The sequence below is a fragment of the Pseudoalteromonas sp. THAF3 genome, from assembly GCF_009363775.1.
Classification (GTDB): domain Bacteria; phylum Pseudomonadota; class Gammaproteobacteria; order Enterobacterales; family Alteromonadaceae; genus Pseudoalteromonas; species Pseudoalteromonas ruthenica.
Genome location: NZ_CP045418.1, coordinates 1,233,153 through 1,257,286, shown reverse-complemented (window position 1 = coordinate 1,257,286; position 24,134 = coordinate 1,233,153). Strand labels below are relative to the sequence as shown.

General features: G+C 48.8%; 20 protein-coding genes and 1 pseudogene. 11 read left to right on the top strand and 10 right to left on the bottom strand.

The features are described from left to right. Window positions 1-133 precede the first annotated feature (133 nt). Both FIU82_RS05745 and FIU82_RS05740 read left to right on the top strand, forming a co-directional pair. Window positions 134-763, top strand: a complete 630-nt coding sequence (locus FIU82_RS05745) for a hypothetical protein (protein WP_152440552.1) — start codon at window positions 134-136, stop codon at window positions 761-763. Beyond that, a complete protein-coding gene (locus tag FIU82_RS05740) occupies window positions 756-1,511 on the top strand; it encodes a DUF3307 domain-containing protein (RefSeq protein WP_152440551.1) in 756 nt (251 codons plus the stop codon). The genes FIU82_RS05745 and FIU82_RS05740 overlap by 8 nt, the downstream gene beginning before the upstream one ends. 31 nt (window positions 1,512-1,542) lie before the next feature. Here the strand turns inward: FIU82_RS05740 and FIU82_RS05735 are convergent, their stop codons facing one another. The 3 genes and pseudogenes from FIU82_RS05735 to metE form a co-directional block, all read right to left on the bottom strand. Beyond that, complete coding sequence (locus tag FIU82_RS05735) at window positions 1,543-2,382, bottom strand: isopenicillin N synthase family oxygenase (protein WP_045978074.1); 840 nt, start codon at window positions 2,380-2,382, stop codon at window positions 1,543-1,545. 215 nt (window positions 2,383-2,597) lie between these two features. Continuing rightward, window positions 2,598-3,641 carry a dihydroorotase gene (pyrC, locus tag FIU82_RS05730; RefSeq protein WP_022945883.1) on the bottom strand — a complete coding sequence of 348 codons (1,044 nt, stop codon included), beginning with the start codon at window positions 3,639-3,641 and terminating at the stop codon, window positions 2,598-2,600. A 125-nt stretch (window positions 3,642-3,766) separates the two neighbouring features. Beyond that, window positions 3,767-6,014, bottom strand: a pseudogene (gene metE / locus FIU82_RS05725) (5-methyltetrahydropteroyltriglutamate--homocysteine S-methyltransferase). A gap of 300 nt (window positions 6,015-6,314) precedes the next feature. Between metE and FIU82_RS05720 the strand changes: the two are divergent. The 4 genes from FIU82_RS05720 (at window position 6,315) to FIU82_RS05705 (ending at window position 9,384) form a co-directional block, all read left to right on the top strand. Continuing rightward, complete coding sequence (locus FIU82_RS05720; protein WP_045978077.1) at window positions 6,315-7,205, top strand: LysR family transcriptional regulator; 891 nt, start codon at window positions 6,315-6,317, stop codon at window positions 7,203-7,205. Window positions 7,206-7,466: 261 nt separating this feature from the next. Further along, complete coding sequence (locus FIU82_RS05715; RefSeq protein ID WP_022945880.1) at window positions 7,467-8,045, top strand: DUF2589 domain-containing protein; 579 nt, start codon at window positions 7,467-7,469, stop codon at window positions 8,043-8,045. Between the two features lie 74 nt (window positions 8,046-8,119). After that, on the top strand, window positions 8,120-8,815 hold the full coding sequence (locus tag FIU82_RS05710; protein WP_138509790.1) for an amidase: 696 nt from the start codon (window positions 8,120-8,122) through the stop codon (window positions 8,813-8,815). Between the two features lie 5 nt (window positions 8,816-8,820). Then, on the top strand, window positions 8,821-9,384 hold the full coding sequence (locus tag FIU82_RS05705; protein WP_053911569.1) for a hypothetical protein: 564 nt from the start codon (window positions 8,821-8,823) through the stop codon (window positions 9,382-9,384). Between the two features lie 6 nt (window positions 9,385-9,390). Here the strand turns inward: FIU82_RS05705 and FIU82_RS05700 are convergent, their stop codons facing one another. Next, the gene (locus FIU82_RS05700; RefSeq protein ID WP_138588935.1) at window positions 9,391-10,143 is read right to left on the bottom strand and encodes a Nif3-like dinuclear metal center hexameric protein; all 753 of its coding nucleotides are present in this window, start codon (window positions 10,141-10,143) and stop codon (window positions 9,391-9,393) included. A gap of 164 nt (window positions 10,144-10,307) precedes the next feature. Here FIU82_RS05700 and FIU82_RS05695 point away from each other — a divergent pair, with 164 nt between their 5' ends. Beyond that, window positions 10,308-10,697, top strand: a complete 390-nt coding sequence (locus FIU82_RS05695; protein WP_022945876.1) for a hypothetical protein — start codon at window positions 10,308-10,310, stop codon at window positions 10,695-10,697. A gap of 51 nt (window positions 10,698-10,748) precedes the next feature. Here the strand turns inward: FIU82_RS05695 and FIU82_RS05690 are convergent, their stop codons facing one another. Continuing rightward, complete coding sequence (locus tag FIU82_RS05690; protein WP_152441465.1) at window positions 10,749-11,306, bottom strand: DUF1287 domain-containing protein; 558 nt, start codon at window positions 11,304-11,306, stop codon at window positions 10,749-10,751. Window positions 11,307-11,556: 250 nt separating this feature from the next. Here FIU82_RS05690 and FIU82_RS05685 point away from each other — a divergent pair, with 250 nt between their 5' ends. Continuing rightward, window positions 11,557-12,000, top strand: a complete 444-nt coding sequence (locus FIU82_RS05685) for a host attachment family protein (protein WP_152440550.1) — start codon at window positions 11,557-11,559, stop codon at window positions 11,998-12,000. Window positions 12,001-12,042: 42 nt separating this feature from the next. After that, complete coding sequence (locus tag FIU82_RS05680; RefSeq protein WP_138548930.1) at window positions 12,043-12,312, top strand: acylphosphatase; 270 nt, start codon at window positions 12,043-12,045, stop codon at window positions 12,310-12,312. Here the strand turns inward: FIU82_RS05680 and FIU82_RS05675 are convergent. After that, window positions 12,309-12,683: a septal ring lytic transglycosylase RlpA family protein gene (locus FIU82_RS05675; RefSeq protein WP_152440549.1), complete on the bottom strand. Its 375-nt coding sequence runs from the start codon at window positions 12,681-12,683 to the stop codon at window positions 12,309-12,311. The two genes, FIU82_RS05680 and FIU82_RS05675, sit on opposite strands and share 4 nt — an antisense overlap. Before the next feature lie 285 nt (window positions 12,684-12,968). Between FIU82_RS05675 and FIU82_RS05670 the strand changes: the two genes are divergently transcribed. Continuing rightward, on the top strand, window positions 12,969-13,682 hold the full coding sequence (locus FIU82_RS05670; RefSeq protein ID WP_022945871.1) for a hypothetical protein: 714 nt from the start codon (window positions 12,969-12,971) through the stop codon (window positions 13,680-13,682). Between the two features lie 208 nt (window positions 13,683-13,890). On the opposite strand, the gene FIU82_RS05665 is transcribed toward FIU82_RS05670, so the two are convergent. The 3 genes from FIU82_RS05665 to FIU82_RS05655 form a co-directional block, all read right to left on the bottom strand. Further along, window positions 13,891-14,460, bottom strand: a complete 570-nt coding sequence (locus tag FIU82_RS05665; RefSeq protein ID WP_152440548.1) for a hypothetical protein — start codon at window positions 14,458-14,460, stop codon at window positions 13,891-13,893. A gap of 164 nt (window positions 14,461-14,624) precedes the next feature. Beyond that, on the bottom strand, window positions 14,625-17,798 hold the full coding sequence (locus FIU82_RS05660) for an amidohydrolase family protein (RefSeq protein ID WP_152440547.1): 3,174 nt from the start codon (window positions 17,796-17,798) through the stop codon (window positions 14,625-14,627). Between the two features lie 114 nt (window positions 17,799-17,912). Then, complete coding sequence (locus FIU82_RS05655; protein WP_022945868.1) at window positions 17,913-18,743, bottom strand: M90 family metallopeptidase; 831 nt, start codon at window positions 18,741-18,743, stop codon at window positions 17,913-17,915. A 92-nt stretch (window positions 18,744-18,835) separates the two neighbouring features. On the opposite strand from FIU82_RS05655, the gene FIU82_RS05650 reads away from it, so the two are divergent. Next, a complete protein-coding gene (locus FIU82_RS05650) occupies window positions 18,836-21,193 on the top strand; it encodes a helicase-related protein (RefSeq protein WP_152440546.1) in 2,358 nt (785 codons plus the stop codon). Here the strand turns inward: FIU82_RS05650 and FIU82_RS05645 are convergent. Continuing rightward, entirely contained in the window at window positions 21,190-24,090 is a 2,901-nt protein-coding gene (locus FIU82_RS05645) for a ligand-binding sensor domain-containing diguanylate cyclase (RefSeq protein ID WP_152440545.1), read from the bottom strand. The two genes, FIU82_RS05650 and FIU82_RS05645, sit on opposite strands and share 4 nt — an antisense overlap. Window positions 24,091-24,134 lie beyond the last annotated feature (44 nt).

Here is a 24,134-nt window from a genome sequence, read left to right as displayed (position 1 = left end):
CTGCCATCTGACTTACCGCTCGACTTGCGTGTGTTTCCTTGCATCAACGGGTTTATGTAACTATATTGAGTTACCTAAGTACATGTAACTTTAATTAGTTACTTAACAGAATGTAACCATTGAGAGTTCCTTTATGCCCCAAACACCTTCTTATTACACTGTGTTAAGCGGTGATCTCGTCGACTCTCGTAAGCTAAGCAGTGACGACTATGACAATGCATTATATAGCCTAGAGCAAGGGCTACGCGCTATCTGTGAACGCTTCGATGGCGACTTTAGCATTTATCGCGGTGATGCCTTCCAATGTATTCTTAGCCAAAGCCCCACCCCTTTGCTAGCCAGCATTATGCTGCGGTTGTTTTTACGTGCCCAAGTTCTGGACGCACGCATTAGTGAGGCATGGGGCCCTATAGATAACTACCGCAAAGACATAAAAACCGCCACCGGTCCAGCGCTACTCCTCTCGGGGACGGGCTTAGATAATATAAAAAATATGCGTCTACGTCTTAGTCTACACCAAATAGACATGAGCCCAAGTTTTGTATTGAATATTCGCTTTATAGATAACCTGATCAGTCACACCAGTGCCAAACAAGCACAAGCCTTGTATTTGTACCATTGGTTACGTAATAATGACCATGCAACCATAGCCAAAGAGCTTGAAACTTCAAGAGAAAACGCCACCAAGCTACTTAACGCTGGCAACTACCACCTCGTTGATGAATTTATAGCCGTAGCCGCAAAGGAACATGCTTATGGATGAGCAAATAGCACTTCTATTGGCGCTATTATTAGCGCACTTTATTGCCGATTTTTATTTGCAACCAATGCACTGGGTGCACAATCGCAACACTTACCACTATAAATCAAGCAAATTAGCACTGCATGTGTTAGTTCACGGCGTGTTATCGGCCACCGTGCTTATTGCGTGGGAGCACATTTACGGCTTGTGTGAGTGGCCGGGCGTGTTGCTGGCTACGTTGAGTATTATGCTCAGCCATTGGCTCATTGATGTAGGAAAGTCCTATACTCGAGGCGGTATTATACCCTTTGTGGTTGATCAGCTCGCACACATAATGGTGATCATTTCGCTGTGCCTGTGGCTCAGTGATGCAGATACCCTCACACAATGGGCGAGTCAGGGGCTGAGTAGACAATCATTATGGGTAACGCTGCTTGCCTATGCCTTGGTTTTAAACCCCTGCTCCGTGGCTATTCGCATGTTATTGGAACGCTGGCAGCTACCTTGTAGCCATAATGAGCAACAGCTGCCACAGGCGGGCCATAGTATTGGCGTACTTGAGCGCGTGCTGATGCTCACCTTTGTACTGATTGATGAACTCGCTGGTGTCGGTTTTGTGTTAGCGGCTAAATCGGTGTTTCGCTTTGGCGATTTGACCAATAGCAAAGAAAAGCACCTGACCGAATACGTGATGCTGGGCACCTTATTAAGTGTCACCTTAACATTGGCCATCGGCCTCGCTACCCGCGCTTTGTTAAACACCCTATAACGAAAAAGCCCGCTAATGCGGGCTTTTTTCATTACTTTACACCAAGCTCTCGTAAACGCTCTTGTAAGTAGCTATCTGCTGTATAGCGTTCGGAGAGCACCACATCCGGGCGCGGATGCAAAAACAGTGGCAGTGAAATACGTGATTTCGTTGACGCTTTCCCCGTCGGGTTAATAACGCGGTGAATGGTCGAAGGGAAGTAATCACCTGATGCTTCTTGCAGCATATCACCAATGTTGATGATCAGATTACCGAAGTCACTTGGCACATCTAACCAACCACCCTCTTTAGTTTGCACCTGTAAGCCAGGCTCGTTCGCTGCAGGTAAAACCGTTAATAGGTTAATATCGCCATGCGCCGCCGCGCGAATAGCACCCGGCTCTTCGTCACCGGTCATTGGCGGATAATGAAGTATACGTAGTAAGGTTTGCTCAGAGTCCTTGATCATGTCTTTAAGATCAATGGAAAAACGTTTTTGCACTTCTTCTGGTGCGTGCGCCTGCACCCAGCTCAGTAGCTCGCTAGCAAACTCATTAGCAAGTCGGTAATACTCACGAATTTGCTCTTCTAATTGTGCTGGAACACGACCTTTAGGATAAACGTGGTAATACTCTTTAATGTCTTTAACATTAAAGCCTTTGGCTACTTCACTTACTTCCGGTGGAAAGTATCCGTCTTGCGTAGTCTTATCATATAAAAACTCGTGCTTTTGCTCAGAGTTGAAAAAAGCCTGCCAATTTTCATAAATTGATTCCACTAAAGACTGCGGGATCGGATGGTTCGTCAATACCCCAAAGCCGGTATTGCGAAGAGACTCGACAAATTCAGCAGGAGCGTTGGGCGACTGATAGTCCACTGTAGGTAAGTGCATGGTAAATTTCACCTGTTCGTTGTAGCGCTAAGCACGAAAACATGCTTAATTTTAGCGCCAGAGCTTAGTCAAAGCCACCATAATTCATAAGGACAATTGTCCGCAGAGCCCTCTCAGCGAAGCGGCTATTGACGCAGATCAAAGTAACAGCGCAGCTGACATTGCTTGCCCGGATAGCCAATAAAAAGCCCGGTATCAAACCGGGCTCTAAACTCTTAGTCCTTAACCTGCCAGTTAAGTGTTTCACCGGCGCAGATAGGGATCACTTTATCATCGGCAAGTGGATAACTTTCAGGCACTTGCCAGGGTTCACGCACCAACGTAATAGTATCGCTGTTACGCGCAAGGCCGTAAAAGTCAGGACCAAAATGACTGGCAAAGCCTTCTAGTTTATCCATCGCATCGGCTTGCTCAAACGCTTCTGCATAAAGCTCCAATGATGCATGGGCGGTATAGGCGCCGGCGCAGCCACAGGATGCTTCTTTTTTATCTTTTAAATGCGGGGCCGAATCGGTGCCCATAAAGAATTTCGCGCTGCCACTGGTGGCCGCTTCAATCAAGGCTTGTTGATGGGTATTACGCTTAAGAATCGGTAAACAGTAGTAATGCGGGCGAATTCCACCAGCCAACATATGATTACGGTTATATAGTAGGTGGTGAGCCGTAATCGTTGCTGCCACATTGGTTGATGCTGAGCGCACAAACTCCACGGCATCGCGGGTAGTAATGTGCTCGAGCACCACTTTCAACTCAGGGAAATCAGAGACCACTTTTTTCAGTTTGGTTTCGATAAACACTTTTTCACGGTCAAAAATATCGATGCTGGAGTCGGTCACCTCACCATGCACCAAAAGCAGCATGCCGACCTCTTGCATTGCCTCAAGCACAGGATAGATGTTTTCAACATCCGTCACCCCTGAAGCCGAGTTGGTGGTCGCGCCAGCAGGATACAATTTAGCCGCGACAATTTTACCGCTGGCTTTCGCTTTGCGAATTTCTTCAGGCGTGGTGTTATCAGTGAGATAAAGTACCATTAATGGTTCAAATTGCGCGCTAGGACCTGCCGCCATGATCCGTTCACGATAGGCTAATGCCGTCTCAGTACAGGTCGCAGGTGGCACTAGGTTAGGCATAATAATCGCGCGGCCAATATAGCGGCTCGCATCACGCACGGTATCTTTTAGCTGTTCACCATCGCGTAGGTGAATGTGCCAATCGTCAGGACGAGTGAGGGTAATACGTTGCGGGGTACTTGTCATTGCTCTTATCCACTGAAAAATTTGTGTGATCTTAGGGGGGATACAAGGGAAAGTAAAGCAATCTGCGGGGTAATACCTAGGCTGAGCGGGGGGGCCTGGGCCCACCCCGCTACAGTGAGCTTAATTTAGTTCAGCTCTTGTCGTAACTCCTTTGCGGCCTCTACCATGTTATAAAGCGCGGCTCGGGTTTCTTGCCATTGTCGCGTTTTCAAACCGCAGTCAGGGTTAACCCATAATCGCTCGACAGGTATTTTCTGTGCAGCTTTGTGAACTAAGGTCTTTATCGACGCAACATCGGGCACATTAGGAGTGTGAATATCATACACACCCGGCCCTATTTCATTGGGATAATCAAAGTGTTCAAAGGCGTTCAGTAACTCCAAATGAGAACGGGACGTTTCAATGGTGATGACATCGGCATCCATATCAGCAATAGCGCCAATAATGTCATTGAATTCGCTGTAACACATGTGGGTATGAATCTGAGTTTTATCCTCGGCACCGCTGGCAGCGACGCGAAATGCATAAGTCGCCCAATCCAAGTAATCTTGCCAATGACTTGTTTTTAACGGCATGTGCTCACGAAAAGCAGGCTCATCAATTTGAATAATGCCAATGCCCGCATTTTGCAAATCCTCAACCTCGTCACGCAGCGCTACCGCGATTTGCTTGGCGATAGTGGGGTTGTCTAAGTCATCACGCACAAAAGACCAAGATAGAATCGTCACCGGCCCAGTTAACATGCCCTTCACCGGTTTTTTTGTAAGTGACTGCGCATAGCGGCTCCAATGCACAGTCATTGGTTGCGAACGGGCCACATCACCCCAAATGATCGGTGGCTTCACACAGCGCGAGCCGTAGCTTTGCACCCAGCCAAACTGAGTAAAGGATACGCCCTCAAGCAGTTCACCAAAATACTCGACCATATCGTTACGCTCAGCTTCGCCATGCACCAGCACGTCCAAACCAAGCGCTTGTTGCTCTTCGATGACGTAGCGAATTTCAGCTTCCATTTGCGTGTGATACGCCTGGGAGTCTAAAGTACCATTTTTAAAATCCCGCCGCGCTTGGCGAATAGCTTGGGTCTGCGGAAAAGAGCCGATAGTGGTGGTCGGTAATAGTGGCAGTTGCAAGGCTTGACGCTGGGTCTTCGCCCGCTTAGAAAACGCACTTTGTCGCTGTGCGTCTTGCGCACTGAGCGCCGCAACGCTTTGTTGCACCCTCTTGTTATTCACTCGCGTTGAGCTCTGCCGAGCCTGAACCGCAGCACTGTAGCGATCAATAGCAGTGGTGTCGCTGCTATGCAGTGCATGACGTAACAGTTGCAGCTCTTGACACTTTTGTGTTGCAAAAGCCAACCAGCTTTTTAGTTCACTGTCGAGCTGCTGCTCCTGCTGTAAATCTACCGGAGTGTGAAGCAATGAACATGAAGGGGCTATCCACAGCATCTCGCCCCGCTGCTCAGCAATAGGATGTAATTGTGCATGCAACGAGGATAAATCCGCACGCCAAACGTTACGTCCATTAACAACCCCTAAGGACAACACTCGCTCATTGCCTACGGCCTTATCTAAAGCCTGTATATCCACCGTGCTCGCCAGCCAATCAAAATGTACTCCGTCGATGGCGTAATCTTGAATATCATCAAGATGATGGCTGACATCATCAAAGTAAGTGGCCAATAGCAGCTTCACCCCGTGGCCAGATAAACTCGTAAAACTGTCTTTCAAGGCTTGGCGATAAGCACTATCCAATTCTAGGGCGAGAATGGGCTCATCAATTTGCACCCACTGAACCTGTTGCGCCGCAAGTTTGTCCAATATCTGCTGATACACCTCAAGTAACTGAGGCAATAGCGCAAGTTTGTCAAAAGGTTCATCGGCGCATTTGGCTAAATATAAATAGGTCACCGGGCCGATAAGCACGGGCTTTGGTGTATGGCCTAGTTGCTGTGCTTCACTGACATGGGTAAATAACTCTGAATCAGTCAGCGAAAAGCGCTGCTCGGCGCTGAGCTCGGGCACAATATAATGATAGTTGGTATCGAACCATTTGGTCATTTCACTGGCGGCACAGGCACATCCCGAAGGCGCTCGCCCACGAGCAATACGAAATAAGGTATCGAGGGGGTTGCTATCAGAGCTGTGATGACGCGCTGGCACGGCTCCGACCATCACCGTGGTAGCAAGCACATGGTCATACCATGCAAAATCACCAACGGGGAGCAACTCAACACCAGCCTGTGCCCGCAAAGCCCAATTTTGCTCGCAATGTGGACTGATCGATGGTGCCCGCCCAGTATGCCTCAAGGGCAAACTTAAGCGCCCGCTGCTTGCCGATTCGAGGGAAACCAAGATTATGTATTAATGCCATAACAAAAACTCCGTTTAGCTATATAGATGGCTAAACATTAGATTCCTCTCCCCCACTGTGCAAACGCAGCTTTCTCAGCATTAATGTGAATTTTATTCATAGCTAAAAATTATAAGTAAATGCCAAATTAGATGACACCGCTGTCATTTTTGTTGTTATAGTGGAATTTATCTATGGTTAGCTTTACGTTTACATTTTATACATCAATTATGGACGTCTAGACTTTGAAATGTCTATTATGATGCAGTAAACTGTATTCACGTTGAGCACCGCTCACAATTTTTATGAGATTTACTAAAGATGATAGATATAAAACACCTCAAGACTATTTCCACCTTGAAAGAGACCGGCTCTTTAGTGAATACCGCACGTGAGCTGTTTTTAACTCAATCTGCACTTTCTCATCAAATCAAAGACTTAGAAAACAAACTCGATTGCCAATTGTTTGAGCGTAAAACCCATCCGGTGCGATTTACTCCACAAGGCATGCTGCTATTAGAGCTTGCGCATGATGTACTACCAAAAGTTGAAGCGGCGAAATGCCGTTTGAAAGAGAGCTTAAATCAGCCAATCTCGCAATTACGCTTGAGCGTCGAGTGCCACGCCTGTTTTCACTGGTTATTACCGACAATTAAAGAATTTAATAACTTTTGGCCCGACATTCATGTGGACTACGAACGTGGTTTTAGTTACGACGCTATCCCTGAGCTGCTTGAGGGCGATTTAGATCTGGTATTAACCTCGGATATACGTGACCCAGAGCGCCTAGAGTACGTGCATTTATTCGATTTTAAGCTCAAGCTGATCGTTGCCCCCGACCATGAGCTGGCTAATAAAGCTTATGTCACGGCGCTGGATTTAAAAGACGAAACCATTATCTCCTACCCTATTCCTCGCGAGCGCCAAGATATTTTCAAACACTTTATCCAAAATGCGCGTTTTGATGGCACCTTGAAAAGCGTGGATCAAGGCTTGCTTATTTTCCAATTAGTGAGCGCCGGCATGGGTGTTGCTGCGCTACCTGATTGGCTTGTTACCCCCTATGAAGCGCAAGGGTTAATAAAATCGATTCCCCTTGGTGCATTGGGTCTTAATCGCCCCATGTACTTGGCCATGAAAAAAGAGATGAAAGATAACCCTGTCTATCGCCACTTCTTGAATACCTGTAAACAAAATAACACGCGTAAATAGCAAAAGCTGGGGCTGATTGATCAATTGGCCCCATTGCACACAAACGCACTGCTCTGACCATTTCAACTGCCCCTTCACTTTAGTCCCTTAAAAAGAACAACTTAGAAAATAACAGGGACAAAGGTAAAAATAAAGTTAACAAATCAACTATCACTCTTGCCTTTTATACACTATAAATCTTGTGTGTTTTTTATACACACCTATCTCGAGTAGGCAGTGTAACTCGAGCCTCAACCGCGCCGTAAAAAAAGGAGAATTTGTATGGCTATTGGCGACGAACTATCGAGTATTGATTTTAAATCTATGATTGGCGGCCCCCTTGATGCTGTGGTGCGCGCTCAAGCGCAATCGGCTCAGACCTCGGTAGATTTTATAAAATCTGTCGGCTTTGACGCTGACAGCAATGAACCCACCATGATCACCTTCAGTTATATGAAGGCCGTAGAAACCCGAGATGGAGATGGTAATGTGACCGGCACAGAGCCGAAGAAATTCGACCTTACCGTACCCATCTTAACCATGTTACCCATTCCATTTATTCGCGTTGAAGAGACCACTATTGCTTTTAACGCAAAGATAAACTCAGTGCAGGAGTCCAGTACTTCCTCCTCTCATGAGCTCAATAGTAAGCTCTCGGTGAAAGCAGGCTGGGGTCCAGTATCGGCTAAACTCAGCGCCAGCTACTCGTACAAGAAGTCGAGCTCAAGCTCATCGAAAATTGAGCGTACCTACAGCCTGTCTGTCAATGTTCGTGCTGTTCAAGACGAGCTTCCTGCGGGAACGGAGAAACTGTTAGGCATTTTAGAGAACTCTATTACTGAAGTGGAATCGGCGGCATAACGCCACATTAACTAACATAGGGGGCAAAGCCTTAGGCTGCGCCCCCTTATCCAACTCACCAAGAGGGAAATGCCATGAGTGAATTAAGTGAGGTGCTAGGATCGCTGATGATAAGCTTAGTGCACGCACGCCGCCTTGCCGACGAAGAAACAGCCGCCGTAGCCGAATATTACAAAGACCACCCCTTACTTGAGGGCATGAGTCTACCTCGGGTGCGCGTCCCTGAGCTGACCATAGATATGCCACTGACCATTAATCAGCACATACCGGCTAAAAATGCCGAATTAGACAGCCCCGCCAATGTTCACAAAGCCTTGATGAGCCACTTTAACCAAGCTCTCGATGATGAAGATATTCTCAGTCGTACGAAAAGCTTTCAACACAATTTCGACAGAGAAGCCCGTGCCGCATTGGATAAAGTAACAGAGCGCCAACGTAACGGAGATGTGCGGATCAGCAAAGAGAGTATGGTCAGAGCCGTTGACGAAGCCTTTCAAAAAGCCCTGAAAAAAAGCGGCTCCGATAAAGAAGTACCATTTGAGCGTCTCAGTGCGGTGAATAAGCAGGTGCGTCACAATGTTTCCGCTATCGCCTTAAAATCGTGTTCCACTCCACCTGCGATAAAAACCAGCGTGGTCAGCTCCGAAGTAAAAGAGACCGCCACGCCTCAAAATAGCATTCGTCTTAATATCACTATTCGTGAAGAAGGCTTAGAATGGGCCACAGGCCTTGAGAACGGCCAGACCAAGAACAAACTGATGCCGGAGTAACGGCCATGCAATCCGTTCTCAAAGAAACCATTATCACACAATTAATGTTGTTACCCGCACTCAGTGACAAATACCTGGCGCAGGAGTCCAGCTATGTTGTTGATGCTGCGCAATGGTTGAAAAACACGGAAGTCAAGCTAGCACCTTTGCGCAGCCCTTTAGTCAGTACACTGAGTTCATTACGCGGGCTGATTGAAGCCTGCGACGATGGCTATCAAGATCCATCCGTACAAAGCCATAGTCGCAGTAAACGTAAAGGCAAACGGGCTTTCGTTGCCGCCACCTTGAGTAAAGCAGAGCAGCAACTCAATGAGGAGCTGCAACGCATTGAGCAACACTTTAGTGAGGCCAACGATAAACTCGCGCAGCTGCTTGCCTTGGGGTTTGCTAAGCAGCCGCTGCCCATTCCCGAGACCTTAACAACTCACTATCTTGATAGTATCTGGCAAACATTAGGAGAGCACACAGACACCCAAACCATGTTTTTATATCTGCAGGCACGCTACAGCGCCACCGACCGCCGCTATCTCTTGCAGCAATTGTTGCACAACATGCTGGCGCAGCAATAACCGTGGCTATACTGGATTATCAATATCGATAAAGGTGACATCCAGATGATGCTCACGCGCTAAAAATTCACCTAGGGCTTTGGCGCCATAGCGCTCAGTGGCATGGTGCCCGGCTGCGAAGAAATCCACTCCTTGCTCTCGGGAGCTGTGAATAGTTTGCTCCGAAGCCTCCCCGGTTAGATACGCATCCAGTCCCAGACTCGCCGCCAAATCTATATAGCCTTGCCCACCGCCGGTGCACAAACCAACAGTTTCAATCACCTCATCGCGTACCACAGAAGCCAGCGGCGTTCGGGATAAGACATTGGCAATTTTATCAGCAAAAGCCTGCCCAGACAGCGGCGTGCGCAAACGCCCCCACACCGGCACACTACTTGGACCACTTTCCATGGGCCCTTGAATTTCAATATCCAACAACTGTGCTAGCTGCGCATTGTTGCCTAGTTGGGGGTGGATATCCAAAGGCAAATGATACGCAAACAGATTGATACCGGCGCTGAGCAGCGCCTCAATGCGGCGCTTTTTCATGCCGGTAATGGCTTGTGATTCACCCTTCCAAAAATAGCCATGATGAACAATTAATGCATCAGCTTCGAGGGCCACGGCTTTATCAACCAGTGCCTGACTCGCAGTCACACCCGTGACCACCTTATTGATGTGCGCACGCCCTTCAACCTGCAGCCCATTGGGGCAAAAATCTTTGATTGGCTGTGCCATTAATGTTTGTTCAAGGATCTGTGCGAGCTCTTTACGGTGCATATTACCCCCTGTTAACCACAAATATTCCCAAATTGTCCCGTGAACACCGGTAAAAATAAAGAAAATTCGGTGTTTAGGCACAAAAAATTGAAAAACTCAGCGCAAATGGGTATAACTATAAACTTGTAATAAAATTAACCTGCGTTAACGACTAGGACCTTTTGATGAGTAAACTAGACAAAACAGAAGTGTTAGCTGCTTTTGAAGCTGCCTATGAAGCAGCCCATGGCAAAAAGCCAGAAATCACCACTAAGCCTGGCTGGTATAGCATTGACGGCGGAAAGAACATGCGCCTTGCCGATGTAGCTGCGCTAACTGAAGAACTCACTTCTGGTAAAACAGAAGAAGTCGCCAAAGCAGAGACCAAAGCACCGGCCAAAGCGAGCAAGAAAACAACGACTAAGAAAGCCGCTCCTAAGGCAAAACCAGCTGAGAAGAAAGCAGCGTTCACTGTGGCTAAACCTAATGAAGAAGGTTACACCGCAGAAGAGCTTTGGATTAAGCAACTGGCTGAGAAAGATCACGACTGTCGCCTACCTCGCGGCGTAGTGTAAGCTTTCAATAATAAAGAAAAGCCGCTTCAGAGCGGCTTTTTTTTGTGCTCGTTATTCACCTAGGCCGTCACCACCATAGCGATAGTGACCGGTAATAGGGTACTGAAAAAGAATATCTGTCACTTGCGGGCCAGCGCCAATATTATGGATAATTAAAGGCTGTCCCAGCTCATTGCGTTGCTCGCTGACAATACCAATATGCGGCAAGTTTCCTGGTAGCATCCATGAAACAATATCACCAGGTTTATAATTGTTACCGTCATCACTCACTCTCAGACTCTGTCCGTGACGAGTAAAAAAAGCACGTAAATTTGGCACGCGACGATGGTCAATATTGCTGTCCGGGCGAGTTAACCCCCAAATTCTCTGGGATGGATAGGCATCAAAGTTATGCTCCATATCCTCATGCACCAACTGCTGCAGATCGATGCCTAAGGCTCGATAACTGCGTATCACTACATCCGTACATACACCAATCCCAGCAGGAACATCCCCCCCAGGGTAATCAATAGCAATATAGCGACCATCATAGGTCACGTCCGCTTGAGTCCGCTCGTTGGCGGCACTAACTAATTGCTCACTGAAGCTTGGCTCTGCCGCAACCGGCATGGCTATGATGAGCGCGGCCCCAAAAAGCCAACCCCCTGTACCTCGTTTCCCTGTCATTGTCTCTCCTAAGTGTATGCTATGTATCGGCACCCACATCTCATTAAAGGGCTAAGTTATTCATAAATCAGTTTAAGTTGAACACAGCCGGAGAAAAACAACAATCTTTACTTCTTAGGGTTGAAAAACTCCCCATCCATTCCAAGCTCTATAGTAAGGGCCAAGTTTTTGGCTCGCAAAAAAGGAGATTGATATGATTGGTCGTTCTTATGTGGTGGTTGCCAACCACAGTGAAGCACAAATTTTTGCCTTACGTAATCATTCCACCGAGTTGGAGCTACAAGCCCATTGGTCAAACCCCTTCGCACGCTCAGACGAGCAAGATATTTATACTGACCGTGCGGGCCGTCAAAGCGCCCCGGCAAAGCAAGTGCAAGGTGTCGATGCCATGAGTCGAAAAGATGCGGTTGATATAGAAGCGCAACGCTTTGCCGCAGATATTGCCAAGTGGCTTGACGACAAACGTAAAAACGACAAAGTATATCGTATCGAACTGATTGCTGAGTCGGGCTTTTTAGGCAAGCTACGCGGTGAGCTCAATAAACACACCACCGAACTGATAGATAAGACCCTCGCTAAAGATGTGATTGGCGCTAATGAGGGACAAATTCTAGACTACCTTAAGAAAGTTCATTAATGATTCGTTAGGCGGCGTAGCCGCCTTTTTTGAGGAGAGATGATGACATACGCATTTCGAGCTTGGGTAAGTGGCAAAGTTCAGGGCGTGTATTTCCGTGCTAACACTGCCCGCCAAGCACAGGCTCTTAATATTACTGGTTACGCCAAAAATCTTGATGATGGTCGCGTTGAAGTCCACGCAGAGGGGGATAAGGCAGCATTAACTTCCTTACTTACTTGGTTAGAGCAGGGCCCGCAAACGGCTCACGTTGAGCAGCTCAACCACAAGGAGGTTGATGTACAGGGTTATAGTGAGTTTACCACCGCTTAGGGCTCACTGAGCACTTCTACCTCTACGGCAATCACGCCGGCAGACAAATTGCTGATGTGCGTAAATGCACGACGGCTCAAGTCTATGATGCGCCCTGAAACAAACGGGCCTCTGTCATTTATCCGTACTACAACTGAGCGCCCATTATTGATATTGGTGACTTTTACTTTGCTACCGAAAGGAAGGTTCCGGTGGGCTGCACTCAGAGCTGTTTGCTCAAAACGCTCGCCGCTAGCGGTAGTGCGCCCATGGTACTTATCATGATAATAAGACGCGAGGCCCTGCTGCACAGCTCCTTTTTCAGCAGGCAAGTGATTGGCGCAGCCTGATAAAACAACTAATAACACCACGGCAATGACACTTTTGAACATACTGCTCTCTCCTTGCTACGAAACGCTCAGTGTAATAGTCAAAACGTGAACTAAGCATGTATCGCCGGCAAACTGAGCGCACTGGTGATACTCCTCAGGTACTGTTGTATGAAACTCGATACGCAATGACCCCGACTTACTTAGGCTGTCGCAACGCAACGGTCAAATATAGAGACAAGGCCAACTTAATAAAACGAGAATAAAATAGCTAACAATTTAAATATCCACCCCCATAAACTCATGGTAATATTCATCGCGTTTTATATTTGTATAAGGATATATTTTATGGATATTATCGTGGGACAACTGGTGCAAAAGAAAAAAGCCCAGTTAACTAAGCTGGCTGAACGTGCCATAGGCCGTGAATTTAAAGACCAAGCCGCATTAGCGATACAGATGACACAGTGCAGCGCTGCTGTTTATCGTCGTTTGCAACGCACCTACAAATCCACTATTACACCTAAAGATCAAAAGCGCGTAAAAGCCGGAGGCTTAAGTACGCAATCAGTGACCTTCTCCGCCAGTAATAACAGTCAGAAAGCTTTTAACACCTTATTGCCAGCTATGCGCGGCGGCAGCTCAGCACCTGGCAATGCTCCAAAAACCTCCGACGATGTTGCCGTAGCGAGCCACCAACCGCAGGCCACTAACCTACTCGCGTTATTACACCCTATTCTCAGTGACGACATTACCAAAGCAGGACACGGTGTTGAAAAAGCGGCGACTATTTTGGGTCTAGTGACCACCACCGCAGGCTTTGTTGTGCCAGGTGGAGGCGTTGCTTCATCCATCGTCACTTGGCTTGGCAGCGGTGCGACTTACTCTGCTTACTCGGTATCACGAATTCGCCCTGATGCCCCAGATCGCGCCTACTATCAACTAACCAACTACATTGCTTGTCTCGCCGCATGGAACAAAAAAGCCTGTGAGCTTATTGATATTGCCGACGCTAAAGGACAATGGACGTTCCGTGATATTGAAAGAGGCTTTGCATCATAACAGCACCAAAAAATCTCAACTTCGACCCCTTTATAATAGCTATTACTTGGGTTGTATTGTGGGTTAAATAATTAAAGGCTCCAGTATTGTTAATTTAAAAATAAACTCTCATTTTAAATAAATAATACATGTATTTTGTTAGTAAAAGGATAACACCCAAGACCTATACTCTAGTCTGGTGTTATCCTTTTCCCTTTATTATGACCGCTTACCTTTGTATCGGCTGCCACTGCATTACAGCATTGAAATCACTGCAATTGTGCACAGCGTCATCGGCATCGGCTATGAAAACTTGCTGCACCGCCGATACGTCATAGCGTAAATACTCAGAGCATTGTGCACTTTGGCCATTGCCCACCACCACTTGTACGCCGGGTTTAAGCTCACAGCGTACTAACTTATCTAGCGGCGACCATTGGTAGCAAATTTCATAGTTGGCGCGGTATTCGCTGACCGTGCCACTGGGTTTTGCCCAAGCCCACCAGCTCCCGAAGCGGCTATTTGGGTTCGTGCTGTTATACGCGCGATACAAAATCACTGTCGCAGGCTGTGTGCTTTCATACACCTGACCTTGGCAGAGCTTTCCTTGTTGTGGCTCACCCAGCGCCGATTGCAGCAGTTCGGGGTTGTCGACCGCGCGAAACTGGCCTTGCCACTGCGCTGGCAGTGCAGTGCTACCAACACACGCCTTGGTGAGTACATTAACATCATCTGAGCGGGGCTGTTGCGCGCAGCCACCAATGAGCAGCAAGATAGCTGTGATAGTGAAGCGTTTCATCTTGGCTTGTCCTTCCCTGTGGGTTCTGTTTGCAGTGTAGTTAATACAGAGACAACTCTCCAGTCACTTTGTAGCCCACAGCACTTAATGCTTATCTGCAGCGACGCGATACCCACAAAAAAGCCCGTCGATGACGGGCTCAAGTAGCATTGCTGCGACAGGACTTATTCGAAGTGCAGCGGAGCGCGTGCCGGCTCGCCGACTTCGTTCATGGTTGCAGCATCAAACAAACGTCCATTGATCATGGTGTAACGTACCTTATCGCTTTGACGAATATCACTTAGAATGTCGCCGTCAATAACGATGAGATCCGCTAACTTGCCTGCCTCTAGCGAGCCCAGGTTATTTTCTAGACCTAAGGTTTTCGCCGGATCTATGGTGGCTGTGCGGATCACCTCTAACGGACTCATACCGCCTTGTGCAAACATCCACATTTCCCAGTGTGCCGCCAAGCCTTCACGTTGACCATGCGCGCCAACATTCACCAGCACCCCTTGGTCTTGCAACTGTGCTGCAACCCGCGCATTGTTAAAGTGATTGTAGTGGTGATCGGGCGCCTTGGTACGGCGCATCGCTCTTGGGAGCAACTGATTCTTTGGCACAAATTTACTTAACCGTGGATGATTCCACACATCGGTTTTATCGTACCAGTAGTTCTCCCCCCAGATACCGCCATACGCCACGCCCAACGTGGGGGTGTAGGCAACATCACTTTGCGACCATAACTGGCGAATATCATCATAAATATTGGCAACCGGAATGGAGTGCTCAATCGTGGTGTGGCCATCAACCACCATAGTCAGATTATGCTGCAACAGAGAACCCCCTTCAGGGACAACCATCATACCAAGCTCTCGACCGGCGGCAATCACTTGTTGGCGCTGATCGCGACGCGGTTGGTTGTACGACTTCACACTAAACGCACCGACTTTCTGCAGACGCTGAAGGTGGAATTTCGCATCATCAAGGGAGTCAACATGGGAGGTATACCCTGGCATGTTTGCTCCGTACAGGATGGTCCCTGTGGAGAAAATACGTGGTGCAACGATTTTACCGGCCTTTTGCATCTCACTGGCAGCGAAAATTTCCGTGGTATCGTTGCTGGGGTCGTGAATCGTGGTGACTCCCAGGGATAAACCGGCTAGGTTTTTCCAGTTTTGCTCAGGAATAATTTCGTCACTGCCTTGAGCGCCATGCGCGTGCGCATCGATGATCCCCGGCATAATGGTTTTACCGCTGACATCAATCACTTCAGCATCTTGTGGAATCTCTACCTGGTCTTGACTGCCAACCGCTTTGATGTGCTTACCATCGGTCAGCACCACGCCATTATCAATGACTTTATCGCCCTGCATGGTGATCACTTTTGCTCCCACCAGCGCTATCATGCCCTGTGGCTCTGCCATGGTTTGTTTAAAACCAATATTATCGCCGCTTTCTACTTTAAAGTCGGCGTTCTCATCGCTTTGAATATTAAAAATACCCGCCAGTGAGGCATGATAAAGCTCGGGCCCTAAACTCCAGTAAAGCCTATCACTTGCACCACTCCAACTGATATTTTCACCAGCACGCACAGATAACTGCTCTATTGGGAACTGGCTGTCTTTAGGGCCGATATTAATGGTTTTGCCACGTTCAACAAAAGGCGTCACGAACACTTTAAAACGCTCAGCAAACGCCAAGTACTCCCCGTTTGGTGAAATACGAAACTCAGTGGCATGCTCAGATTCATACAGCTTGCGGATTTTTTTACTTTCCAGCTCAACCACACTCAAAGTTGGTTTTGGCCACGGGCTCATCACATAGATACGGTCGTTGGCTTTACCAAACTGTGGCTGATAGCCATGCTCAGTAATAAGCTCTGGCTGCTCATCACCATCACTATCCACCGCATAGATACCTGCTTTCAACGACCACTGCGGGGCAAGTAAACTGCTACCCGAAGATTTTCTAAATACCACGGTTTCTCCGTCGGGGCTGAACGCCGGCTCGACATATTTACCCGGCTGAGTGGTCAGCGTATCACCGCGACCTGAGCGCGCCGAGACCACGCGAACACTGCCTTGTTTTTCGTCATCCCAGGTGACGTAGGCAATCTTTTTACCGTCGCGAGAAAAGGTCGGGAAGAATTCAAAATGATCGTCTTGGCGTGTTAGGCGCTGCACTTTCCCTGATTCAAGGTCGCGCTTGTAAATATGACCCATGGCTTCAAAAATGGCGGTTTCACCATCGGGTGATACCTGCACATTGCGCAGCATTTTTACGTCAAATTCTGAGGAGTCTAACTGCTGGGTTACACGCACCGCTTTTTGGATGGATTTACTGGTGTTTACTGCAAAAGCGATTTCTGAACTCTCACCGCTTTGCACATCAAGCTTGTGGATTTTACCCCCGGCCCAAAACACCAATGACTCGTTGTCAGGAGTCCAAGCCATGCTAGGATAAACCCCGTGAATTGCCCAAGTCTCTTGCATATCACGCTCAAGCTTATCGTACAGCTTGGTTTCTTTGCCCGACTCTAAATCGTATAAATACAGGGTGCTTTGAAAATCATCACGCTTAATGTAGGCCAACGTTTTGCCATCGGGAGAAGGCGTGGGCCGAATTGCACCACCGGGGCCGCTTAAAATGGTTTCTATGTCACCTGTTTCGCGGTCATAGCGCTTAATTTTGTAGATGCCCTGTACCGAGTCTTTGGAGTAGTGGAAGGTTTTACCTGGGGTGGCGTCCTGTGAGAAATACACATAGCGGCCATCCGGTGAGAATGCGGGTTCGCCTAAATCTTTCTGATCATTGGGGCGCTCTGTTAGCTGTACGCCCGAGCCCCCGGCTTTGTGATACATCCATACTTCCCCGGCACCCAACGAACGGCTTGCCGTAAAGTGCTTACGGGCAACAATAAAGTCACCATCGGGGCTCCACGCCGGGCTGTTAAGCAAGCGAAATGACTCTTTGGTCACCTGCGTTTGCTCCGAGCCATCGATGTTCATAATCCAGATATTGTCGCCGCCACCTTGATCTGAGGTGAACGCAATATGCTTGCCATCTGGGCTAAAGCGAGGCTGCATTTGCCAGCCAATATCCGAGGTCAACTGTGTCGCCTCTCCACCGCTTATCGGCATGGTGTAAATATCACCGAGCAAATCAAATACTAAGGTCTGGCCGTCGGGGCTGACATCGACATTCACCCAGGTACCTTGAGTGACGTTGATATTGGCATCGACAAATTCACCCTGAGGCTTATCTACTTGCCATTGTTGTTTTTCTTCTTGCTCGGCGCTAACCGGTAAAGCCAGCGAAACCGCCAGTGCTAAAGCACTGTATAGTGGAGTCTTCATCTGTGGGTCTCTTATTATTTTATGAGTTATCGCCCTTACTTAAGCAAAAACCAACGCAAAGGGAAAGCAAGATTAGGCTAATGGGCAAAAATCAAAGACAGACTGGCCAAGCGGCTAGGCTTTTTGCCAGTCACTGGGGTCGAATTGGTAATAATCTTTGAGGATATGAAATAGCTCAGCATCAAACTGCCGCATCGCCATGGGTTTTTCGATAAAAGTTTCGGTGGCCACAGCAAAAAACTCAGCCTCATTGGTGGCCCCGTAGCTGTGCATTACATGGGGCATATTGTAAGCAACATGGCTTTTTAGCTTAGTAAAGGCGCGCGAGAACACCTCGCCCCAGCGTTGATACGCGGCCTTATTTGCTAGCTGCGGCGTACCATTGGTGCTGCCTGTTACCTGATCTAACTGGTGTGCAAATTCGTGAAACACCAAGTTATGGCCATCTTCCGGGAGGCGATTGCCCTCGAGCACATCGTGCCAGCTGAGTACCAAGGTGCCACCGGGCCACGACTCGCCCTCACGCACCACTTGATGATAACTCACCAAACCGGCGACATCACGCTGGGTGACATTGGCGTAATAAGCACTGGGATAGAGCAAGATTTCTTTAACATTTGGGTACAAAGGCCAAGGTTTATTGAGCACCAACAGGCAGGCATCGGCGGCCACCACCAGTTTCATCGCCTCATTAACCTCTAAACCATCGCGACCAAGAAACCGTTTTTCGCCCAAAAACCAACAGATATGACGCTCAAGCTTGGCTCTATCGGCATCGGTCATGGCGTTATAAATGGGCATAGCCCGCTGCAAAAAAATCTGCTGCTCCTGGCTGAGCCCGGCATCATGGTATCGCCGCTGCCAGCGCTTGAGGCGGACATGGTCCCATTGCCAATACGCTACCACAAACACAATTAGCAAAATCAACAGTATCAGGTTTAACATCGGGTAATTCCTTGGCGCTATTACATGTTAATATGACCGCTGGCGCTAATTTTCAATTCCTCTACAAGCTTAAACAACATTATTTGTATCCTATGACATTACCAATCGAGGCAATAAAAGATCAGTTTTTATCAACACTTAGGCAGCAAAATGTAATTGTTCATGCGCCAACCGGCAGCGGTAAGTCCACCAATTTACCGCTATGGGCAAGCACACAAGGGCGTGTTTTGGTTGTGCAACCACGGCGTATCGCTGCCACCTCGTTGGCGAACTATTTGGCTGAGCAATGCCAGCAAAAACCAGGACAACGCATCGGCTACGCGATTCGCTTTGAGGCTAAAATGGCGGCCCAAACCAAGGTTGTGTTTGCCACCCCTGGGGTCGCACTAAGGTGGTTTTTCGAGCAACAGCTCGCTGATTTTGACGTGGTCATGCTGGATGAGTTTCACGAGCGCCGCTGGGATACCGATTTACTGTTGGCGCTGTTGAAACACCATGGCGAGCACCGCCTGATACTCACCTCCGCGACCTTAGATGACCGTGCTTTAAGCGCTTATCTCACCACCAAAACGCTCACAAGCCATGGCCGTACCTACCCTATCAGCAGCCACACCTTCGCCAGCAACGCCAGAGCGATGCCCAGCTCACAAGATTTAGCGGCGCGTGTGCGCCAAGCCTGTGTCTATGCGCTGGACAACAGTGGCGCTGATATTTTGGTGTTTTTACCCGGTCGCGCTGAGATAGCTGCGTGCGTCAGCGCCTGTCAGGATTTACCCGCTGAGTGTATTTCTCTCCATGGCTCCAGCCCGCTACAAGAGCAACAGCGAGCGCTGCGCCAAGGGCCGCAGCGACGCATTATTTTTGCCACTAACGTGGCCGAAACCTCGCTCACCGTGCCTGGGGTCGAATGTGTTATCGATTCCGGGCTTGAGCGCCGCACGCATCTTCGCAAGGGGAAAACCGTACTCGGCCTTGACGCCATAGCTCAAGACTCCATGCGCCAACGTATGGGCCGCTGTGGACGCATTGCACCTGGGCTGTATATTCGCTTATTTGGTGAGCATGCGCCCTTGCTCAGCACCACGCCGGTAGAGGTCGAACGTGAAGCATTAGACGAACTCGTGCTAGCCAGTGCTTGCGCCGGTATTGCCGTGGATGATTTACCGCTGCTAACCGCGCCGCCGGGCTCGTCTTTGCAACGAGCGATGACAAAATTACAACGCTTAGGGGCCGTAACCGCAGACGGCTTGGCCACGGCGTTGGGTAAAACCATTTACCCACTTCCTGTGGATGCTGATTTAGGTATGCTGATCCACAACATGCCCAGCAATGTATTGCGCCAAGCAATGATTGACTTGGCCGCCGCCATCGCCACCCCAGCGGCGCTATTTTCGCCGCCAAGCAGCAGTGAGCGTGAACAACTGCAAGCGCAACTCGGTGAGCAGTATGCCCTGTGCGACCTCGCGCTGCATATCGCCGTGGTCCGTGGCGGCGCTGCACAGCACATACTCACTATCAATAGCGAGGCGCTTAGCGAAGCGCGCACCTATGCCAACTATTTACGCCATGCCTATCAATTACCAGAGCTCGATAAAGCAGCGCGATACCAACATGCCACCCTAGTCGAGGCCATCGCCGAGCTAAACCCACACTGTGTCTATGTAAAACGCGATAATCGCCGTGGCAGCTTTGCCAATGGCGAAGATGAAGTGCGTCCCGCAAAAAGCTCACTGCTTCAACACAACAGCAATGCGGCGCTGGTACTGGCAACATTTTCCTTAGCCGGGCGCGGTAAAAAGCACGCCGACACCTTAGCAACCATGTGTGCGCCAATGCAATTATCCCAGGTGCGCCAAGCTGTCCCTTACGACACCACCCTAGGCCAGTGTTATTGGTATGTTGACGAGCAGTGCCCGGAGGGAGAAATTCGTGCTGAAATTATCCACAGCTATGCGGGAGTCGAGTTAGGGTCAAGGCATCAGCGCGTCGATGGCCAACATCTAAGCGCCAGCGTGGTTGCGCTTATGCGTGACAACCAGTTATTCGCCGGCAGCTATGAGCAGATATCGCAGGCTATTGCTCAGCATAATTTGTATCAGGCTTACCATCAACAACCAGCCATTGATATGGATGCCGATACCTTTATCGCTGAGCGTTTACATTCCCTGGGTGTGCAAAACCAAGAGGATGTGCAGTTAATCGAGGCCGAGGATCTGCACTATCAGGGCATTGACCCTTGGCATGCGAAAGACTTTAATGAGCGCTTTCCCTTGCAAGTCACGCTCCCGAGTATGGTACTCAACATCGAATATCACTTTCGCGCTAAGCGGTTAATCGCCCATTACCACAGCGGCGAGCGCAAAGACCCACCCAAGCGCTGGGAGTTACCGGCGTGGAGTGGCCTTAAAATTCAATATAAAAAAGCCAGTAAGCTTGTGGATATCCGCTAGGGCATTGGCTTTTGGTACACCACAACTTGGTTTCTACCGCCCTGCTTCGCTTGATATAAGGCGTTATCCGCTTGGGCGAGCATTCGGTCATAGTCCTGTGCGCCTTGACTGTCGGCAACGCCGATACTCACGGTAATATGCACCCCATCGGCAAGCGCCGAGTAATCATGGCCGGATATCAATACCCGGATACGCTCGGCGCAGACTTGCGCCTCATGTAAACTGAACCCAGGCAGTAGCAATGTGAACTCCTCCCCACCCCAGCGAGCAAACATCGCCTCTTGCGGCGCACAATGATGAATGAGGTTAGCCACTTCGGTGATCACTTTATCACCGACCATGTGCGAGTATTTATCATTGATGTTTTTGAAGTGATCAATATCAATGATCGCTAAGCTTAGAGGTTGTTGTTGCTGTTTAGCTTGCTCAAAATGCGCTATCAACCATTTGTCAAAGGCACGACGATTCGCCACCCCGGTGAGTTGATCATGCGTCGCTTGATGTTCAAAGGCTTTAGCTTGCTCCGCTAGGCTGCGAGTTTGCGCCTGCACCCTTAACTTTAACTGAGCTTCGCTGCGCTTAAGGTGTAAAAAGCGCAAACGATATAGGGTAAATAGTGCCAATGCCAACACCACAATCATTGCGACTTTAAAGCTGAGTGTTTGCCAAAACTTAGGGGTAATGGTGAAATGAAAGCTTGCCGCAGATGCGGGCCACTCGCTATAAGGATAACGCGCCCGCACATGAAACTCGTAATTACCGGGCGGTAAATTAGTGTATTCGGTTAGTGTGAGGTTACCGCGATTTATCCAGTTATCATCAAAGCCTTTGAGCTTAGTTTGATACTCAATGCGCTCCGGCATAATAAAGCCTAAACCAGCATAGGCAATAGATAAACGGTCTGCTTCTGAAGGCACCGTTAACGACGTTTTATCAAGGTTAGGTAGAAAGCCTTGCTCATCGTCAAAACCAATACTCTCGATGCTCACCGGCAGTGAGACACTGGCCATACGAACCAACTTCGCTGGGTCGACCACCGCTGCACCACGCGCTGTCGCAATCCAAACGCTGTCATCATGATGGCGCACTGCTGGGTATTGGGAGCCGCCGTTGGCTTGTGAGCTAAGCATGCCATCACCTTCATCAAATAAGGTGAATTCTAATTGAGCATCCTCGCTATCAAGGGAAGCCATCACATGAGCTTGACTTATGCGGATCACACCTCGGTTACTGGAAAGCCACAAGTGATCATACTTATCGTTTACAACGGCAAACAGCTTATCAACCGGTACCCCTTGCTCTCGACCGAGCTTGCGCAGACGATGACTTTGATAATCATAATGGAGCAGCCCGCGATCGGTGGCCATCCACAGTGCGTCATCCTGAACTAAAAACCCAAATGCGTAGTCGGCATCGAAATGCTCGCGCAACGGCAAGGTGGTAAACTGCCCTTGGTGATAAAAAGCAACACCGACCCCGGTGCCTATCCACAGTCGCTGTTGTTTATCTTGCGCTAACGCCATAATAAAGTTACCGGGCAGACCTTGCTTATCGGTCAAGGTTGTTACTTCTTCGGCGTTTTTCATACGCACAAGGCCACCCGCAGTGCCAATCCATAACGTGCCGTCAGCTTGCTCGTGAAGGGCCCTTACTTCGTTGCTCGGCAGACCCGTATCCCGGTTAATCACTGTTGTCAGACGTTGGCCGTCAAAATACATCAACCCGCTGGTATAGGTACCGACATACACACCACCACGTTGGCTACTCGTGAGTGAAAGTACAGAAATGGGCGCATCTAGGGGAGATGAAATTTGCTCCACCTGTCCTTGTGTGTAGCGGTTTAAGCCGTTACTGGTACCAATGTAGAGCGCTCCATCAGTGTGCGAGAGCACACTACGCACATAATCTCCTGAGAGCCCGCGTGCGGTATTGACGGTGGTAAAGGGTGCTTGCCGCAAGCGAAAAAGTCCCCCGTTGGTGCCAATCCAAATACTGTGTTCATTATCTTCAAGCAGCGATAAAATGCGATTGCTTGGTAGGCCAACATTGGCATCCAACTTTTCCAGCCCATACTCGCTGAAGCGAAATACCCCTTGATTAATGGTGCCAAGCCAAATGTCACCACGAAAATCAACCAAAATACTCGACACAGAATCGTCTGCTAGAGCGTTGTGTAGCAACGTAAATTCATTATTTACATAACGCCATACACCCTGCTCGGTGCCAACCAATAACGCCCCATCACGGTCTTCAGCCAACGAATAAATGGCGCCGGTAATAGCGCTGTTATCACTGTCAGCACTGTGCATGGCTCCGTCTTCATAGTAATAAAGGCCGTTATTTGTTGCTGCCCAAATTCGCCCTTCTTGTTGCTCGAAGACTTGATAGGCACTGACATTCGGCAGCAAATTTTGCTCGTCGCCCTGTTGTGTTCTGCGCACCAAGCCGCCATCTTCTAGCGCCAGCCACAAGGCGCCATCACCACTGCGCACGGCAAAATTCACCATCGTTTGTGCCGGTTTAAGTGCTTGCCAACGCTCGCGCTCGACCACGCTGATCCCACCCCGAGAGCCAGCTACATAGAGCTGTTGAGTCGCTTTATCGACATTGAGGCTGCGGATCCCTGAATCGGGCAACCCGGTGAGAACGCCGCGAGTAAAAAGCTTAAAAGTGCGGCCATTAAAACGGGCAACACCTTCCCATGTCCCCACCCAGACATAACCATCGGGAGTTTGAGCTAGGGCATTGACACTGTTGTGAGGCAAACCATCACGGGTATCCCAGGTTTCGGCAAAGTAGTGACTTAGGGGAACATTACTAGGAATGTTTTTGGGGACTTGATTGGCGAAACTGCTTAGGCTTAACAGTGAAATAGCTAAATAAAGGATGATTTTCACAGCAGCGCGCCTACGTCTTTTTTATTATTACGTTTTATTCTACT

Bases quoted from the DNA above. Each gene is read 5' to 3' on its own strand.
- FIU82_RS05745 (WP_152440552.1), top strand. From the start codon at position 134: ATGCCCCAAACACCTTCTTATTACACTGTGTTAAGCGGTGATCTCGTC.
- FIU82_RS05740 (WP_152440551.1), top strand. From the start codon at position 756: ATGGATGAGCAAATAGCACTTCTATTGGCGCTATTATTAGCGCACTTT.
- FIU82_RS05735 (WP_045978074.1), bottom strand. From the start codon at position 2,382: ATGCACTTACCTACAGTGGACTATCAGTCGCCCAACGCTCCTGCTGAA.
- pyrC (WP_022945883.1), bottom strand. From the start codon at position 3,641: ATGACAAGTACCCCGCAACGTATTACCCTCACTCGTCCTGACGATTGG.
- FIU82_RS05720 (WP_045978077.1), top strand. From the start codon at position 6,315: ATGATAGATATAAAACACCTCAAGACTATTTCCACCTTGAAAGAGACC.
- FIU82_RS05715 (WP_022945880.1), top strand. From the start codon at position 7,467: ATGGCTATTGGCGACGAACTATCGAGTATTGATTTTAAATCTATGATT.
- FIU82_RS05710 (WP_138509790.1), top strand. From the start codon at position 8,120: ATGAGTGAATTAAGTGAGGTGCTAGGATCGCTGATGATAAGCTTAGTG.
- FIU82_RS05705 (WP_053911569.1), top strand. From the start codon at position 8,821: ATGCAATCCGTTCTCAAAGAAACCATTATCACACAATTAATGTTGTTA.
- FIU82_RS05700 (WP_138588935.1), bottom strand. From the start codon at position 10,143: ATGCACCGTAAAGAGCTCGCACAGATCCTTGAACAAACATTAATGGCA.
- FIU82_RS05695 (WP_022945876.1), top strand. From the start codon at position 10,308: ATGAGTAAACTAGACAAAACAGAAGTGTTAGCTGCTTTTGAAGCTGCC.
- FIU82_RS05690 (WP_152441465.1), bottom strand. From the start codon at position 11,306: ATGCCGGTTGCGGCAGAGCCAAGCTTCAGTGAGCAATTAGTTAGTGCC.
- FIU82_RS05685 (WP_152440550.1), top strand. From the start codon at position 11,557: ATGATTGGTCGTTCTTATGTGGTGGTTGCCAACCACAGTGAAGCACAA.
- FIU82_RS05680 (WP_138548930.1), top strand. From the start codon at position 12,043: ATGACATACGCATTTCGAGCTTGGGTAAGTGGCAAAGTTCAGGGCGTG.
- FIU82_RS05675 (WP_152440549.1), bottom strand. From the start codon at position 12,683: ATGTTCAAAAGTGTCATTGCCGTGGTGTTATTAGTTGTTTTATCAGGC.
- FIU82_RS05670 (WP_022945871.1), top strand. From the start codon at position 12,969: ATGGATATTATCGTGGGACAACTGGTGCAAAAGAAAAAAGCCCAGTTA.
- FIU82_RS05665 (WP_152440548.1), bottom strand. From the start codon at position 14,460: ATGAAACGCTTCACTATCACAGCTATCTTGCTGCTCATTGGTGGCTGC.
- FIU82_RS05660 (WP_152440547.1), bottom strand. From the start codon at position 17,798: ATGAAGACTCCACTATACAGTGCTTTAGCACTGGCGGTTTCGCTGGCT.
- FIU82_RS05655 (WP_022945868.1), bottom strand. From the start codon at position 18,743: ATGTTAAACCTGATACTGTTGATTTTGCTAATTGTGTTTGTGGTAGCG.
- FIU82_RS05650 (WP_152440546.1), top strand. From the start codon at position 18,836: ATGACATTACCAATCGAGGCAATAAAAGATCAGTTTTTATCAACACTT.